At 47.9% G+C, this 17,971-nt stretch carries 12 protein-coding genes and 2 pseudogenes; 4 read left to right on the top strand and 10 right to left on the bottom strand.

Annotation, left to right across the window (positions count from 1 at the left end; translation table 11 throughout):
- Positions 1–6 precede the first annotated feature (6 nt).
- Positions 7–2,176, top strand: a pseudogene (locus tag UNITIG_RS18265) (malate synthase G).
- Positions 2,177–2,268: 92 nt separating this feature from the next.
- Here the strand turns inward: UNITIG_RS18265 and UNITIG_RS18270 are convergent.
- On the bottom strand, positions 2,269–3,483 hold the full coding sequence (locus UNITIG_RS18270) for a sulfotransferase (protein ID WP_101759794.1): 1,215 nt from the start codon (positions 3,481–3,483) through the stop codon (positions 2,269–2,271).
- A 154-nt stretch (positions 3,484–3,637) separates the two neighbouring features.
- Here UNITIG_RS18270 and UNITIG_RS18275 point away from each other — a divergent pair, with 154 nt between their 5' ends.
- Positions 3,638–4,747 carry a DUF1214 domain-containing protein gene (locus tag UNITIG_RS18275; protein ID WP_235015492.1) on the top strand — a complete coding sequence of 370 codons (1,110 nt, stop codon included), beginning with the start codon at positions 3,638–3,640 and terminating at the stop codon, positions 4,745–4,747.
- A 78-nt stretch (positions 4,748–4,825) separates the two neighbouring features.
- Entirely contained in the window at positions 4,826–5,437 is a 612-nt protein-coding gene (locus UNITIG_RS18280; protein WP_101759795.1) for a TetR/AcrR family transcriptional regulator, read from the top strand.
- Positions 5,438–5,473: 36 nt separating this feature from the next.
- Here UNITIG_RS18280 and UNITIG_RS18285 read toward each other — a convergent pair.
- The 9 genes and pseudogenes from UNITIG_RS18285 to hrcA form a co-directional block, all read right to left on the bottom strand.
- Positions 5,474–7,248: pseudogene (locus UNITIG_RS18285) on the bottom strand (sodium:solute symporter family protein).
- Complete coding sequence (locus UNITIG_RS18290; protein WP_101759796.1) at positions 7,248–7,598, bottom strand: DUF4212 domain-containing protein; 351 nt, start codon at positions 7,596–7,598, stop codon at positions 7,248–7,250. The pseudogene UNITIG_RS18285 and the gene UNITIG_RS18290 overlap by 1 nt, the downstream one beginning before the upstream one ends.
- A 178-nt stretch (positions 7,599–7,776) precedes the next feature.
- Complete coding sequence (locus UNITIG_RS18295; protein WP_101759797.1) at positions 7,777–8,898, bottom strand: nitronate monooxygenase family protein; 1,122 nt, start codon at positions 8,896–8,898, stop codon at positions 7,777–7,779.
- Positions 8,899–9,365: 467 nt separating this feature from the next.
- On the bottom strand, positions 9,366–10,151 hold the full coding sequence (locus tag UNITIG_RS18300; RefSeq protein WP_101759798.1) for a hypothetical protein: 786 nt from the start codon (positions 10,149–10,151) through the stop codon (positions 9,366–9,368).
- Positions 10,152–10,491: 340 nt separating this feature from the next.
- On the bottom strand, positions 10,492–11,298 hold the full coding sequence (gene dapB / locus UNITIG_RS18305; RefSeq protein WP_101759799.1) for a 4-hydroxy-tetrahydrodipicolinate reductase: 807 nt from the start codon (positions 11,296–11,298) through the stop codon (positions 10,492–10,494).
- Positions 11,299–11,656: 358 nt separating this feature from the next.
- Positions 11,657–12,790 carry a molecular chaperone DnaJ gene (dnaJ, locus tag UNITIG_RS18310; RefSeq protein WP_101759800.1) on the bottom strand — a complete coding sequence of 378 codons (1,134 nt, stop codon included), beginning with the start codon at positions 12,788–12,790 and terminating at the stop codon, positions 11,657–11,659.
- A gap of 239 nt (positions 12,791–13,029) precedes the next feature.
- Positions 13,030–14,955, bottom strand: a complete 1,926-nt coding sequence (gene dnaK / locus UNITIG_RS18315; RefSeq protein ID WP_101759801.1) for a molecular chaperone DnaK — start codon at positions 14,953–14,955, stop codon at positions 13,030–13,032.
- 147 nt (positions 14,956–15,102) lie between these two features.
- Positions 15,103–15,696, bottom strand: a complete 594-nt coding sequence (grpE, locus tag UNITIG_RS18320) for a nucleotide exchange factor GrpE (RefSeq protein WP_235015494.1) — start codon at positions 15,694–15,696, stop codon at positions 15,103–15,105.
- A 222-nt stretch (positions 15,697–15,918) separates the two neighbouring features.
- A complete protein-coding gene (gene hrcA, locus UNITIG_RS18325; RefSeq protein WP_101759802.1) occupies positions 15,919–16,962 on the bottom strand; it encodes a heat-inducible transcriptional repressor HrcA in 1,044 nt (347 codons plus the stop codon).
- A 149-nt stretch (positions 16,963–17,111) separates the two neighbouring features.
- Here hrcA and UNITIG_RS18330 point away from each other — a divergent pair, with 149 nt between their 5' ends.
- Positions 17,112–17,672, top strand: a complete 561-nt coding sequence (locus UNITIG_RS18330; RefSeq protein WP_101759803.1) for a pyridoxamine 5'-phosphate oxidase family protein — start codon at positions 17,112–17,114, stop codon at positions 17,670–17,672.
- The last annotated feature ends 299 nt before the right edge of the window (positions 17,673–17,971 follow it).

The raw sequence follows: 17,971 nt of genomic DNA on the forward strand, positions 1-17,971 counted from the left end.
TTTCCAATGACCCAGCGCATCCAACAAGGCGGCTTACAGATTGCCGAATCGCTCTACACTCTGGTTAATGACGACATCATCCCCGGCACTGGTATTGTCGCAGCAGATTTTTGGCGAAAGCTGGAAACACTATTAGACGAACTAGGCCCAAAAATAAAGCCTTACTCGCCAAGCGCGACAAACTGCAAGCACAAATTGACGACTGGCACCGCAAGCATGCCGCTAACGGTCACGATGCGGCGGCCTATAAACAATTTCTATTAGAAATCGATTATCTGGTCCCTGAAGGAGATGATTTCCAAATCGGGACTGCTCAGGTAGAACCTGAAATAGCCAGCCAGGCAGGGCCACAGTTAGTGGTCCCAATCACCAATGCCCGTTTTGCCTTGAATGCCGCTAATGCGCGCTGGGGCAGCCTCTATGACGCACTCTACGGCACCGATGTCATCAGCGAAGCCAACGGCGCCGAAAAAGGCAAAGCATTCAATCCTATTCGCGGTGATGAAGTCATTGCCTATGGCCGCCACTTTCTGGATTCAGCAGCGCCGCTCAATAAAAGCTCTCACGATTCAATCACCCAATACCGCATCAGTGATGGCCAGCTTATTGCGACGCTGATAGATAATAGCGAAGCCACCCTTGGTGATCCTAAACAATTGGTCGGCTACCAAGGCGATAGTTCTAACCCCTCAGCAATACTGTTAGTACATAACCAGTTGCATATTGAAATTCAGATCGATCGCAACCATCACATTGGTAAACATGATAGCGCCGGCATGAAAGATATTGTGCTCGAAGCCGCGCTTACCACAATTATGGATTGCGAAGACTCTGTTGCTGCAGTTGATGCCGAGGACAAAGCATTAGCCTATCGCAACTGGCTCGGTTTAATGAAAGGCGATTTACAGGAAAGTCTGGAAAAAAATGGAAAAACTATTGTTCGTAAAATGAATCCCGACCGTGAATACACTGCAGTCGATGGTTCAACTATTACTCGAAAAGGTCGCAGCATGTTGTTTGTGCGCAACGTCGGCCACCTGATGACCAACCCGGCTATTCTCGATAAAAACGGCGAAGAAATTCCCGAAGGCATTATGGATGGCATGATCACCGCACTAGCCGCCATCCACGATTTAAAGGGCGATGGCAGTTTGAAAAACTCCTCCGCCAATAGCATTAATATTGTTAAGCCTAAAATGCACGGCCCCGAAGAAGTCGCCTTCACAAATGCTTTATTTAACCGCATTGAAGATGCCTTAGCGCTGCCCAGAAAAACACTAAAAGTAGGCATTATGGATGAAGAGCGCCGCACGTCTGTCAATTTGAAAGAATGTATTCGCGCCGCTAAAGATCGCATCGTATTTATCAATACCGGCTTTCTGGATCGCACCGGCGATGAGATTCACACCTCGATGGAAGCAGGCCCCTTCGCACCCAAAGGTCAATTGAAAACCATGACCTGGATCGGCGCCTACGAAAACCAGAATGTCGATTTAGGTTTAGCCTGTGGCCTTCAGGGCAAGGCCCAAATCGGTAAAGGCATGTGGCCTGAACCAGACAATATGGCAAAAATGATGGAAGCCAAAATTGGTCACCCCAATGCCGGAGCTAACACTGCGTGGGTGCCCTCGCCACTGCCGCTACCCTACACGCACTGCATTACCACCAAGTAAATGTCGCCAGCAAACAGGAAGAACTAAAGCAGCGGGCTCGCGCCAGTGTCGATGACATTCTTACTATTCCATTACTAGGTGAGCAAACTTTGTCGGCAGAAGATATTCAACGAGAGCTGGACAATAACTGTCAGGGTATTCTTGGCTACGTAGTGCGCTGGATTGATCAAGGAGTAGGCTGCTCCAAAGTCCCTGACATCAATAATATTGGCTTAATGGAAGACAGAGCGACACTAAGAATTTCCAGCCAACATATTGCCAACTGGATACGCCACAACATTTGTAGCAAAGAACAAGTCATGGAAACGATGAAACGCATGGCGGCGGTGGTTGATTTACAAAATGCCGGCGATACTGCTTATCAAACGATGGCACCCGACTTTGATGGTATTGCGTTTGCAGCTGCTTGCGAACTGGTCTTTGAAGGCTGCGCACAGCCTAACGGTTATACTGAGCCAGTACTGCATCGCATGCGTTTGGCATTAAAAGCACAAAACGCATGATCTAATCACTACCATGGCAATACCTGATTTAAGTTTAGGCTTTTTCAGGTATAGCCTATTCAATCGGCACCTGATAACGGCGCATATACCGTTCAAACAGCGCTCTTTCTTGTAAATTTTTTATCATCAAGTTGATAGTGATGCTGGCCAAACTTTCCTTGTGGCTTGCTGGCTAAATACGCCTGCATCCGCGCTTTAGCTTCAGCGGTTAACACCAATTTGAAATGGGCATAAATATTTGCCACGCAACCCATCGGCTCATCCATCAAATCCTGATAACGTGAATCAACAATATTAGCCGCCGGTACGACACCCTGATCACGCTGGGCCATCACCTGCTCAAGTCGCCGCGCTGTCGCTTCACCCATAATGATATTTTCAAATATTTCCGCATTAAATGGCTGATCGCTGCGCATAGAGTACAACGTTCCCATCAGGCTAGTGGTGGATGCCATACACTTGACCGGATCGCGATGTGTTTGGACAATCATCGCATCAGGGTAAACCTTTAGCAGCGTATCTAAATGCACCTGATGTTCCGGTGCTTTTAACAACCAACGTTGCCGTGGATTTTTCCATTGCAAAATTTGCAAGATTTTTTTGTGGTACCGATACACGGGTTCAAAATCCGCTTGCAGACAATACGCACTATAACTGGGAGTTTGATGCAGCGAAGCGATATGATCACTGATAAACGTTGCCGCCATTAACAAACCACACTCTGCGGGAATATCCCCGCGCATCTCGTGCATTTTGACAAACTCTGGCGCCACTCTATTCCACTGCGTGATCAGCTTATCGCACTGCTCTATCCTACTGTCAGTGGTATAACTATCGGCTTGTGGTGGTGGGCAAGGTTGCATGGCCTCCCACATAAGCGGCACCCCCACCGCAGGGTCCTGCCATAACACTTCAAATAAAATTGAAGTACCTGAGCGTGGCAAACCAACAATCACCATCGGCTGATGGATTTCTTGCTGCTCAATCTCCGGGTGTTTGTTTAATAAATTATGTACCTGTAGACGCGTTTTCAACCACATAAAAATATCGTGTCGCGCCATTAAACGGCCCATCAGGGTTAACTCGGCCTCGCGCTCCAATGATTGCAGCAATACAGCAAAAGGTTGCAACCAGTCATCATCACCAAAATCCGTTAATCCAGTAGCCTCGCAAGCGGCCTGCTTTAATGATGTCTCATCCAGGGGAATAGTCGCCATCAAATCCATATAGCTACCTTCGCGATTAATCGCAGCCACCCAGCCAGGGTGATCAGGCGCCGACCATAACGGTTCAGTACCATTCGCCATAATTTATTCTCCTGCTCGCTGATGCACCCGCTGCCACTATGAAAGTTAATAATATATTTGGCAACCTAAAAATAATTACCGTTGATTTATATAGGACATACGTCCTAATATAAATAAAATCATAAAAGGTAAAATATCAACGAGGCACAATCGCATGTATGGAGATAACCCTAACGACAAACAATTAAAAGCAAGCTGGGATGATTTTTGCGAACAACTAAAGCAGTGCAGCGATCTCGTGTTTCGTGACAACTCACCTAAACAGGACCTCGATCGCGCCAAAGGCTTTCGCCTGCTCAGCCGTAACATCGCACTAGCCCTGCAATTTAATCTGGAAAATATAGACCCTGATCAACCCGAATTAATGCATTATTTTGATCCTATTCGAAAACAGGGTGGCGACAATTGTGACGCACTCTATGTAGGCTCCCCAATCAATGGCGACAATACCTATCGCATTACCGGCCAACGCGGTAATGCCCGTTATTTTGCTGTCACCGTAGTGGAAGATGGCGACACGCCCTGGGGCGGCGCTGTGGTAGGTAATTTAATTAATCGCGATATACTGGTAGCTGAGGATGGCAGTTTTGAAATTATCCTTAGTCCCGAGCCTCAGCCCGGTAACTGGATAAAAACCACGCCGGGTAGTTGGCGGGTTACCGTGCGTCAATTTTTTGCTGATTGGGAAAATGAGCAAGCCATGAATGCTCGTATCGATCGCATAGGCCCCTCGCTCATCAAAGCAGAAACCTCAGTAGATCAAATTACTCACGGACTAAAACAAAGCGCCAGCTGGGTGCGCGACTCCACCTTTTACTGGGCAGAAATGATCGACAAATGGAAAGCCATTCCCAATCAGTTTCTCAGCTATCGACAACTGGACGACAATGCTATTGATGCGACCCCGGGCGGTGAGCCTTTAATTTGCTATTGGCAATTACCCGATGATGAAGCCTTGATTATTCGCGTTACCCCGCCGCCAGCTGATTACTGGGCCGTAGAATTTGGCAGCTACTGGTGGGAAACCATGGACTACCGTTATCGCTTATGCAGCACCAACTGTCACTACGCCAAGTTGGAACATAATGGCGAATTAATCCTGGTAGTCAGCCATATCGATGCCGGCGTGCCAAACTGGCTGGACCCGTCGGCCATCAACAAGGTTATATCACCTTGCGCTGGATTGGCACCGAAAACTATCCACAACCGACATGCCAACAAATCAAAGCGTCAGCCCTGCAACAACACCTACCCGCTGATATAAAGCTGCTCACACCATCACAGCGCAGCGCACAACTGACGCAGCGGCGGCACGGTATTCACAACCGCTTCAGGTATTAATATGCCTAAAGTTGTCGACCATCAACTGCGCCGCAATGAGATTAGCGCCATCGCCGCCCGGTTAATTGCTAGCGGAGGTATAGAGGCCGCCACCTTGCGCGAAATCGCTCGCCACAGTGGTTACTCCAAAGGCGTTATCGAACATTATTTTGATAATAAAGAACAGGTCATCAGTGCCGCATTAGATTGGTCAAACCACTGCTACCAGCTGCGAGCAGATAAACTCACCCGCAATATCAGCGGGATAAAAGCGTTAGAAAAAAGATTACAAGCTTCGCTGCCGTTAACAGCTACGATTGCTGATGAGTGGAAGGTACGCTTAATTTACTGGAGTATGGCGGCTATCCACAGCGATTTACGCAAACAACAAAAAAAGCGTTTTAATTATGCCATTCAACAATTTGAAAACGATATAAATTGTGCGATTGCAGCCGGAGAACTACCAGCACATTTAAACGCAACTACCGCCGCCAGACGACTAGTGAATATGACCACCGGCATAAGTACCGCTGCACTATTTAACCCCTCGCATAATAGCAAAGCTTTTTTACTGCAAGAAATTAAGCAGTTGGTACAGCAACTCCTTAACGACAACGAACTCGACAACAATTAATAAGGCTGGCGTTCACAGGTCTGGCTGCGCCAACGCCTAATGTTTATGTGCAACTCCCGCGCCAGCAGGCATACGAATATCGTCAACCAGATCCTGTACCACTTGCGGAGGCTTAACCGCAACTGTGCTCACCAGAAACGCCACCACCATATTCAGCGCTGCGCCCAATGTACCAATACCCTCAGGCGAAATTCCCAACCACCAATGCTCAGCAGTATTTAATTCCGGCGCGGCAAATTTAAAAACACGATATAGCTAAAGGTAAATATCAAACCCACTAACATCCCCGCTATGGCGCCCTCTTTACCTATCCTTTTAAAAAATATTCCCATAAAAATAGCCGGAAACAGCGATGACGCTGCCAGACCAAAAGCAAAGGCAACCACCTGCGCAACAAACGCAGGCGGATAAATACCAAACCAACCGGCAATCACCACCGCCGTCGCAGCTGCCAAACGCGCAAATAATAATTCTTGCTTGTCACTGATATTCGGCATCCAGGTTTGTTTTAACAAATCATGGGACACCGAACTGGAAATAACCAATAACAATCCTGCTGCTGTAGACAGCGCCGCCGCCACAGCTCCAGCAGCCATCAGGGCAATTACCCAATTGGGCAACTGGGCAATTTCGGGGTTAGCCATCACCATAATGTCACGATCCACATAAAGCTCGTTTGCATTATCCGCTGGCTGGTTGCTAATTACTCTTTCACCAAAAGCGCCCTGTCCCTCAATAAATTCCGGTTTTGCGGGCGAAAAGGGTGCGCCTGCCCGATACTGCATGACGCCATCACCATTTTTATCTTGCCACGCTAACAGACCGGTGCCCTCCCAATTGGCAAACCATTCTGGTGCTTGCTGATACGGGACTTCGTTAACGTTATCCATTAGGTTTAACCGGGAGAATGCGGCGACGCCGGGAATCGTTGTGTACATCAAACAGATAAATACCAAGGCATAACCCGCCGACAAGCGCGCATCGGAGACCTTGGGCACGGTAAAAAAACGCACGATGACATGGGGTAACCCAGCAGTACCAATCATCAACGCGGCAACAATAGCCATGGTATCGAGGGTTGATTTTTTGGCACTGGTATACGCGCCAAAGCCCAACTCAACCGTCACTTGATCCAATTTTTGTAACACGGTTAAGCCGGAACCATCATTCAATTCACTGCCCAGACCTAACTGCGGAAAAGGATTATCTGTAAACATGATCGACAGAAACACAGCCGGCACCATAAACGCAAAAATCAGCACGCAATATTGTGCAACCTGGGTATATGTTATTCCTTTCATGCCACCGAGTACGGCATAGCTAAATACCACGGCCATGCCGACCACTACACCCGTTTCTATTTCCACTTCTAAAAAACGGGAAAATACGATCCCGACACCGCGCATCTGACCGGCGATATAGGTAAAGGAAATAAATATCAAACAAACCACCGCCACCACTCTGGCGGCGTCGGAGTAATAACGTTCACCAATAAAATCCGGCACGGTAAAACGGCCGAACTTTCGTAAGTAAGGCGCTAATAACAACGCCAGCAATACATAACCACCAGTCCAGCCCATCAAATACACCGAAGCATCGCGACCGGCGAAAGCCATAATACCTGCCAGTGATAAAAACGAAGCCGCGCTCATCCAGTCTGCGGCCGTCGCCATTCCATTGACGATAGGATTAACCCCGCCGCCCGCCACATAAAAATCCTTGGTGGAACCAGCCCGTGACCACACCGCAATGCCGAAGTACAGCGCAAAAGAAAGACCGACAAAAATATAACTCAGTAATTGTGCATCCATTAGTGCTTACCTCCTTGTGTCGCTGTCGCAGAGTCAGCATTGCGTTCGCCCTCATCAAAACCACAAGCTGTTTCAATACGTGTCATCCAGACGTGGTAAATAAAAATCAACGCGATATAAACAAGCAATGCACCCTGATGGGAAAACCAATAACCCAAGGGAAAACCACCCAACGAAAATTGATCCAACCAATCGACCAACAACACGCTCAAGCCAAACGAAACCACTAACCAAACACTGAGTAGTATCACTAACACCCGTTTATTGGCACGCCAGTAATTCTGGATATTAGTTTGCTGCAACAAACTTTTGCTGTTACTTGCCAGCGCCGCTTTATTGGAGTCACTCATAAATATCACCGCAGTTATTATTATTCATACCAATAAGAATAGTGCTTTTGATCTTATTTTGCAGCCCAGCAAGACCAGAAGTTATAACAGCAAAACCGCAAGGCTTATAGCAGCCCGAAATTCAGGCACAAAAAAGGGAAGCCCGAGCTTCCCTTTTTTGCTGAAATACCGAGCTACACTATTCTGGCATCAGTGAGTTTATACGCTCATAAGACTCTGCATACTCGGTCAGTAAACGGGTCATAATATCGCGACAGGATTCAATTTGATTTATCTGACCTACCACTTGGCCAATAGGGTTAAAGGCCACTTTTTGCGTCTCGGCTACGCCCGCGTATTTATGAGTGCGCCTTACCGCGTCAAAGGTAAGATAGCCTTGCAAAGGCATGGGTAATGGATCAGGCGTGTCTTCACGCTCCCAGGCTTCGGTCCATTCGTTTTTCAACATCCGCGCCGTCTTACCGGTAAAGGACTTGGAACGAACAGTGTCTTCCGACGTCGCCTTCATATATGACTCACGCTGTGCTGGTTCGGCACTGGCTTCACTCGAATTCAACCACATTGAACCCAACCAAACACCTTCGACGCCCATACTCATTGCCGCCATCATTTGCTGACCACTGGCAATACCGCCCGCCGCTAAAATCGGCAACGGTGCCAACTCTTTAACCATCTGCGGCCAAAGCACCATGGAAGTAACCTCTCCGGCATGACCGCCACCTTCTGTGCCCTGACAAACAACAAAATCCAAACCGGCTGTTTTATGATTAATACCATGCTTCAAACGCCCAGCCAAAGCGCCGATCATCCGACCGGAATCCTGCACCTGCTTGATAATTTCGGCAGGCGGGGTTCCCAATGCGTTGACAATAATCCGGCAATTGGGACGCGTTAGCGCCTCATCAACTAATAGCTGCCCCTGAACCGCAGAAAAACTTAGGGTCACGCCGTCATCTTTATCGGGTAATTCAGGTACACCGTGGCTACTTAACAGTCCCGCAGCGAATTTACGGTGCTCCTCTGGAATCGCATCCTGAATCATCGCCACCAATTCGTCCGGACTGGTTTTATCCATACCTTCGTATTTTTGTGGAATTGCCGTATCAACGCCATAGACGTGATCGCCTATATGCTCATCGATCCAGTCCAGCTCTTCTTTCAGCTGGGCAGGCGAATAGCCCACCGCACCCAATACACCGATACCTCCCGCTTTACTGACCGCCACCACCACATCACGGCAATGGGTAAAGGCAAAAATGGGCACATCTATGCCTAACTTTTTAGCGAATTCTGTTTGCATCTCTGACTCCTACTTCGTATTCAGGGTATTTATTGCCTTAATCATGCGGCCATCGCCACCCATCATTCAATGGCGTGGCAGGCCAATTTCTAATGGATTTTTTGTTCATGCCACTTGAATTGCAAATAGTTTAGCCCAGAAATTGCGCAAAGCACGTTGGTACAAAGACGGAATTGGTGGCCTCCAGCATCCAGGCGCTAAATACCCAAAACTGAATAGTGATCCACTAGCTACTCATTGCAAATAAACAGCAACATTACTACTGCCCACTTTAAGTGATTGAAATGGCACAATGGAAATAGGCAAAAATAGGTAAACAACTACTACTTATGTTCGCAACAATAGAAATAACTGATTTTTGAAGGTGTAATGAATAAGTCATGTAATAATTTTTTCGACAAACAGACATTAAAGCAGGCTAATTGATTACTGGCGTTACTGCGCTGATCATTGCTCCCTTTGCATAATCAGGTTTTCAGTTCACGTCGACAAAGCTCACGGACCTGATCAGTCACCTCAGCACCAAACAAGGCGTCAAAACGCCCCCATCCACGCACATCCATTTCTCTTGCTAGCAGCATATCCATAACCTGCTCACCGCGTTCACGCAAATAAGCTTGATCAACCTGATCGAAACTGAACTGGTCGCACAGTTGAAGAAAGTGGTCGACATAAAACGGCATCGCCTGGTCTCTCACGGTTTCATATTCAACCTGCCCTACCTCTTTTCCATACAATCCCCAGGTAGATAAATACTGCTTACGGTCAGCTTGAATACGAGGTGTTAGTATTGATTTAAACGGTTTGCTTTCGGTAATAGTGCTTAGCGGTGAATACGCATTGCGCCAATAATCAGGGTACATAACAGGATCAACTTTGGGTGCCAAGTCTATATGGTAGCTCCAAACCCCCGGTGGATTAAGATTGTAGTGCATCAGAAAGTGGGGGACCGCTGAGTCGATGCGGGTCATCGCGTACATCAAATTCATATCGTTGCCAGGGCCGCCAATATATAAATGATAGAGACGGTCGATCACTGAATCTTCAGGGGCTTGCCAAAGTCTAACCCAGCCAGCCTCAACAAAAGGTGACCTTTTCATGTTAAGACGCATCTTGGCTGCGCCGTTCTCGGTTACTTCAGTCAGATGGCAGTGCTGTATGATTTTATCCCTCACCAACACAGTATCCTCTAAAGGAACAGGTATCGAAGAATTAACATCAGAATCGGACGTTGATGGCGCTGCTGAATTCATAAAAAGCCCTCTGTTAGACCAGATACGGGTACCACCCCCAACCAGATCATAAATAAACAGGGGCAGATGAAGCTTTTATGGGTTATGAATAACAGCGTGAAAATTTAAAAATATACTTGAAGTAAAAGTACATTAGCGCCAGGCCTAATATGGAATCGCTAGTGCTAAATGTTCATTTTGAGAATTAGCGTTGTTGGTAGCTATTATTGTGGCAAAGAAAGGATTTCTGAGCTGACGTGTGTGCCAAGGGTTTCAAACTGGGGACAGAGCTAACGTTGCAGACGGCGCAAAAGCTGGCCTGTCCCCGCACCCTGCCAGACTTGAGAGGGTTGCTTGGACCTTATTTAAAGCCTAATACATCTTGCATATCAAATAAGCCGGCATCTTTAGCCGCTACCCATACAGCGGCGCGAATAGCGCCGCGGCCAAAGCTCATTCTTGAACTGGCTTTATGACTAATTTCTACGCGCTCGCCATCAGCCATATACATCACTGTGTGATCGCCCACTACATCACCGCCGCGAATGGTGGCAAAGCCAATTTCATGTTCGGTACGGGCGCCAACTTGACCTTCACGACTATACACCGCCACCTCTTTTAACTGGCGACCATGTCCTTCAGCCACGGCTTCACCCAAGCTCAAGGCAGTACCGGAAGGGGCATCCACTTTATGCCGGTGATGGGCTTCGACAATTTCAACACCGTAATCGTCGCCCAAAATAGCGGCCGCTTCTTTGGCTAATTTAAAACATAAATTAACCCCGGTACTGAAGTTAGTCGCCATGCAAATAGCAGATTGGCCTGCCGCTGTAGCAATTTCTGCTTTATCTGCATCCGTACATCCTGTCGTACCAATAATCATTTTCTTGCCTGCCGCAGCACAAGCTTTGGCGTTAGCAACCGTCGCCGCCGGCGCAGTAAAATCAATTAGCACATCAAAATCATTAATTACTTGCTGAATATCATCAACAATCAATACACCATTTTTACCCAAACCCGCTTGCTCGCCCGCATCCAATCCCAGCGCCGGACTTTCCGCCCGCTCAATAGCAGCGCTTAATTCGGCATTAGGATTTAAACTCACTGCTTCAATCAGAATTTTACCCATACGCCCGGCAGCTCCGGTCACAGCAATTTTTACGGTCATGGTTTGAAAGCCTTTGTTAATAGCCAGTAGCTCACTGACGTGGTTAATTTATTGTTGTGTTCTGGATTCCCGCCTGCGGAATGACAATTATTTTATTGGTTTCGTATTTTGTGGAATTAAACCGCAAGAATGGGCGGCGATGCAATACCTATAAACGGCACCCAACTTAAGCCTATAGAGTGCGAGATTGTGCTGCAGTGCGACACTCTTATTAGCACGTAATTTAAGTGTTTAGAGGAGGAGGTAGTGCGCTAGTGCAAGGAAGTACTGCGCACAGGGCGGCAATGTACATTTAGTACATGACCAACCGAGCACAGCACTGACACGGCAATAGCGTGCTAGATCCTTCTATAAACACTTAAATTTTCATGTCATCGAAGAAAGATTTAACCCCATCAAACCAGGAATTCTTCCGCGGCGACTGATTACCCTCTTTCTCAAACGACGCCTGTAATTGGGTCAGCAATTCCTTTTGGTGCTTGGTCAAATTAACCGGTGTTTCCAGTGTTACACGGCACAATAAATCCCCGGTTGAACCTCCGCGTACTGGCGTTACCCCTTTACCGCGCAAACGAAATAATTTACCGGTTTGCGTTTCTGCAGGAATTTTTAATTTAACCCGGCCATCCAGCGTCGGCACTTCCATTTCGCCACCTAACGCGGCATCGATGAAACTGATGGGCACTTCGCAATAGAGATTTTTTCCATCACGCTCAAAAATATTATGTGCGCGAACGTTGATCTGTACAAACAGATCACCTGATGGACCACCATCCGGCCCCGCCTCACCTTCTCCACTCAAGCGAATGCGATCACCAGTATCAACACCTGGCGGCACTTTTACTGACAGCGTTTTGGTTTCTTCTACCAGCCCTTGACCATGACAACTATTACAAGGGTCAGAAATCATTTTGCCCTTACCGCGACAATTAGGACAAGTTTGCTGCACCGAGAAAAAGCCTTGCTGCATCCGCACCTGGCCCATACCGTTACACGTGGTACACGTTACTGGCGAGCTGCCTTTTTTAGCTCCACTACCATCACAGGGATTACAAGCCACCAGCGTAGGAATACGAATTTTTACTTCGGTGCCTTTAACAGCTTCTTCTAAATTTACATCGAGGTTGTATCGTAAATCACTGCCTCTGGCAGGACCACGACTGCGACCACCACCGCCTCCGCCACCAAAAATATCACCGAACACATCACCAAAAATATCGCTAAAGTTACCTGCACCGCCGCCAAAACCACCAGCGCCGGCATTGCCACTGACCGCATCGTGGCCATACTGGTCATAGGCCTGACGCTTTTGTGGGTCCGATAAAATTTCGTAAGCTTCAGACGCTTCTTTAAATTTATCTTCTGATGTTTTATCGTCCGGATTACGATCAGGGTGATGTTTCATCGCTACTCGACGATATGCTTTTTTAATGTCTTTTTCCGAAGCATCTTTGGCAACGCCAAGAATTTCGTAATAGTCGCGTTTGGACATGGGGTGTGTATTCCAGTAGTAAGCTATTAAATCAGTGCCAAACCAAATCTTTTACGGTATTAACTGCGCACTGTGTTTTTCATTATCTGTTCAAATAGGTCATTGCTCATAAGCAATAAAAAGCAACAAACCTTAAATACAAAGGCGCGGGCATGCCCGCGCTTTGATATAAGTAAACTGTTGCCGCCTGCCAACAAGTAGCTTATTCAATCACTACTTTCTGACACTGCGGTACTCAATTACTTATCTTCTTTTACTTCCTCAAACTCGGCATCGACAGCATCATCGCTAGCTTCATCTGAGCTGTCAGCTTGTTCAGCACCACCAGCAGCTTCCGCCGCTGCAGCCTGCTCAGCATACAGCTTTTGCGCCAGTGAGCTGGATGCCTCAGTCAGTTTCTGGGTAGCGGCTTCCATCGCTGCACTGTCATCACCTGTAACCGCAGTCTCGGCTTCGGCCAGCGCCGCTTCGATGGCAGATTTTTCCTCATCAGTCGCTTTATCACCCGCTTCTTCCAAGGTTTTCTTGGTGGCGTTCATCAAGCCTTGCAAGGTGTTACGCGCTGTAACCAATGATTCAAATTGCTTATCGGCTTCGGCATTCGCTTCGGCATCGCGTACCATGCTTTCAATTTCATCTTCTGACAAACCGGAAGAAGCAGTAATACGAATAGACTGTTCTTTACCCGTCGCTTTGTCTTTGGCAGCAACATGCAAAATACCGTTAGCATCCAAATCAAAAGTTACTTCGATTTGCGGCATGCCACGCGGAGCCGGTGGAATGTCAGCCAAATCGAAACGGCCCAGCGATTTGTTACCCGACGCTTGCTTACGCTCACCCTGTACGACGTGAATTGTTACCGCTGACTGGTTATCATCTGCTGTTGAAAAGATCTGCGATTTCTTTGTAGGAATCGTGGTGTTCTTCTCAATCAAGGCAGTGGCAACACCACCCATCGTTTCGATACCCAAAGTTAATGGCGTAACATCCAGCAACAATACGTCTTTCACGTCGCCGCTTAATACACCACCTTGAATTGCAGCACCCAGAGCTACCGCTTCATCAGGGTTTACATCTTTACGTGGCTCTTTGCCAAAAAACTCTGCAACTTTAGCCTGTACTAGTGGCATACGCGTTTGGCCACCAACCAGAATGACATCGTTAATTTCACTGGTAGATAAACCGGCATCTTTTAATGCGACTTTCAACGGCTCTATTGTTCTGGCCACTAAATCTTCTACTAAGGATTCTAATTTGGCGCGAGTTAGTTTCACAACCAAGTGCTTGGGACCAGACGCATCCGCAGTAATATAAGGCAGGTTCACTTCAGTCTGCTGCGAAGAAGACAATTCAATTTTGGCTTTTTCGCCCGCTTCTTTTAGGCGCTGCATCGCTAATGGATCGCCTTTCAGATCCATACCGTTAGTCTTTTTGAACTCAGCGGCCAAATACTCGATCAAGCGCATATCGAAATCTTCACCGCCCAGGAACGTGTCACCATTGGTAGATAGCACTTCAAACTGGTGCTCGCCATCTACTTCAGCAATTTCAATAATAGAAATATCGAAGGTACCACCACCTAGATCGTATACGGCAATAGTGCGATCGCCCTGTGCTTTATCCATACCATAAGCCAGCGCTGCCGCCGTTGGCTCGTTGATAATGCGCTTAACTTCCAGACCCGCGATTTTACCGGCATCTTTAGTGGCCTGACGCTGCGAATCGTTGAAGTAAGCAGGTACAGTGACTACGGCTTCAGTCACTGGTTCGCCCAGATATTCTTCAGCGGTTTTTTTCATTTTTTTCAATACTTCAGCAGACACTTGTGGTGGAGCCATACGCTTGCCGCGCGCTTCAACCCAGGCATCACCGTTATCGGCTGCAACGATTTTATAAGGCACCATGCCGATGTCTTTTTGCACCACATCATCTTTAAATTTGCGGCCGATCAAACGCTTAACTGCATATAAGGTGTTATGTGGATTGGTGACCGCCTGACGCTTGGCACTCTGGCCAACCAGAATCTCACCATCTTCGGTATAACCAATAATAGAAGGTGTGGTGCGATCGCCCTCAGCGTTCTCGATTACTTTACTGCTTTTACCATCTAACACTGCCACACAGGAGTTGGTGGTGCCGAGGTCAATACCAATAATTCTACCCATTGTTGTTCTCCAGTTACTCTTCATTGCTGATCATCATTAACATCAGCGTTTCAATTCAGTTGTTGTCTATATGGGTGCGAAGCCAAATTATTCAAGCCCGCATTTACCACAAATTGTTTAAAAATCAGCCCTTATAACAGCGGACCGTTAAGCCTGCTCGTCAACCGAGGCAGCTGGAGCGGCCTTCGATACCATCACCATCGCTGGGCGCAGCAAGCGCTCGTTCAAGGTATATCCAGTCTGCATCACCATAGTCACGGTATTAGGTTCGACATCAGGGTTTTCAACCATTGAAATCGCTTGGTGAAAGGTGGGGTCAAATGGTTCGCCTATGGGGTCAACTTTCAGTACACCATGTTTGGCAAAGGTGTCATTCAAGGCTTTTTGGGTCAGCTCAACACCTTCGACCAGCGGCTTTAACGACTCATTGTCTTTGTCAGCGGCATCCACTGCACGCTGCAGGTTATCGGCGATCGCTAACAGGTCGGTAGAAAATTTCTCCAGCGCAAATTTACGGGCTTTGTCTATGTCCTGCTCGGCGCGGCGCTTGATATTCTGCGCTTCGGCCAGCGTTCTCAAAGCGTCATCCTTGGTTTTAGCCAGCTGCTCTTGCAGCTCTTCTATTTGCGCTTCCGGGCTTTGCGCCTGTTCAGCTTCAGCGGCATTCACTTCAGCATCATCTGCGGCAATCTCATCCACTAGTTCTTCTACTTCAGGGTTAGTTTGTTCTTCGTTGGACACTGTGCTCTCCAATCCTACAGGTTCAGGTTTTAAATCAACCAGCACGCTGGCGTTACTGCCCTGCTATATGGGGGCAAAGGTGTTTAATTCAAGGGGATTATTTGCGGGCCGGAAATAATAGAGGAAAAACCAATATATTCAATGAGTTAGAATAGAAAACGAGAGGCAAGAGAGGCCCTGATTTTGCAATTTAAGCGTAATATAAACCTTCGCCAGTCAGACTCAGGACTTCTTCATCGCCAAACTCAGCATTTGCGCTGTGACATCAACGATGGGAATTACTTGCTCATAGGCCATCCGGGTGGGACCAATAACGCCAAGCACCCCCAGATTATCCCCATCAGCCTGGTAGGGCGCGGTGATCAGACTAAACCCGCCGAGCATGTCATAGCCCGATTCCTCACCGATAAAGATCTGAATGCCCTGCGCCTGAATACTGCGATCGACCAATTCCAGAATATCCTTCTTTTGTTCAAAGGCTTCAAACAGGCCCTGTAAACGACCAATATCTTCCGCGGAGCTCATGCCCACCAACTGCCCTTCGCCAGCCACCACATAATCGGTGTCGCTGGCATCGGCATCCTCGGTGAACGTTTGGCTGGCCAAATCCAGCGTCGTTTGCAAGTAACTATCAATAGAATCCTTATCCTGCTGCATAGCGGCCAGCACCGAGCGCCGCACCTGCCCCAAACTTTGCCCGGCGTAACGCTGATTGATTAAGGCTGTCGCCCGTTGCAACTCCACTGCGGTGTACTCGCGATGCGTGTGAAGCACCCTGTTTTCTACCTCACGCTCATTGATCACTAAAATCACCAACACCCGATTACCCGAGAGCGGTAAAAACTCAACCTGCCGCAATGCCTGTTTCTTCGGTTTGGGCACGCTGACCAACCCCGCCTGTGAGGTGATCGTTGATAATAATTTTGAAGCGGTTTGGGCTAGCTCCTTACTGCTTTTATCGGGGTCCAACTGTTGCTCCAGACTTTGTAAGGCATGGGCATTGATTGGCTGCATGGTTAACAAGCTATCGACAAATAAACGGTAACCTTGCGTCGTCGGTATGCGCCCTGCCGAGGTATGCGGGGAAGTAATAAAGCCCATGCTTTCCAAATCTGACATGACATTGCGCACGGTGGCCGGGCTGACCGCCAGACCGGAATCCTCCAATAAACTGCGCGAACCCACCGGCTGACCATCGCGGATATAGCGCTGCACTAGCGTTTTTAACAGCACTTGTGCCCGCTCGCTGACGATCTCGGTGCTCATAGCTAATCCTCTCTTCAAAGCTACTACTATATTGTCAGTAAACGATAAAAATGGACCGCATGTAAAGATGTTAAAAGCTCCGCAACGCGGCAGCTGATTCATGTAACAATCCAGCCCACCTAAACAATAATTTAATAAAGGATCACACAATGAGTTTTGCCCACCCGTGGCTAGAGGAAACCCCTTGGCCAACCCAACTGTTATCCAAACAACAACTCGAAGCCAAAATAGAACGCATCAGTACTATGACCAACCTGGGTTATTTAGGTACGGTACGCAAAGACGGCAGCCCAGTGGTTAGCCCCGTCGAGTTTTATACCCACCACTTAACACTCTATATTTTTCCGCAGGCCAATAGCCCTAAGACCAAAGCGATCAAACGGGACCCGCGTATTTCATTTGCTGTTGCCAATCCTATGGCCGGCTGGACCTGCGTAATGGGCGCGCAATTCTTCGGCACCGGAACACTGCTAGATCCCGGTACCGAAGAATGGGAACTGGGAATGAAGGTCTTTAAATACCCCTCCTCCAACTTTGAAATGGGACGGGACTTTAATCGTCTGCCACCGGGGCAATTATTGCGAATCGACCCGGAACGCATTGTTTATACCGAGCATATGTTGCGCAAGGAAGGTTATGCGCCTAGGCAAATCTGGCACCGGGACCAGGATGACGTGCAGGCTAAGCAAGGGCGTTATGCGGGGACTTAGTGGTTTGTGAGCGGGTTAGTTATAGCTGACTCTATCAACCATAGCGCCTGAAATAGTCTCAGACCATCCCGACTTGATTGCACGACAATTCGGAATGAATCTGAAATATCATAAACAAGTCGAAGTCATCCCCGGCCCGATCGGGAAAAAGCACGCAGTGCGTTGAACGCACGAAGGTGCGGCCCTTTAGGGTGTACCCAAAACGCTTCACTGGGCAGGCCCAGCGGAGCGAATCATCCAGAGCTACAGAGTGCAAAATAGCTAGCTTTCCCCAGAGTTTATAGAAAGCCCCTTACTCA

The sequence above is a fragment of the Oceanicoccus sp. KOV_DT_Chl genome, assembly GCF_900120175.1.
Classification (GTDB): Bacteria; Pseudomonadota; Gammaproteobacteria; order Pseudomonadales; family Dasaniaceae; genus Oceanicoccus.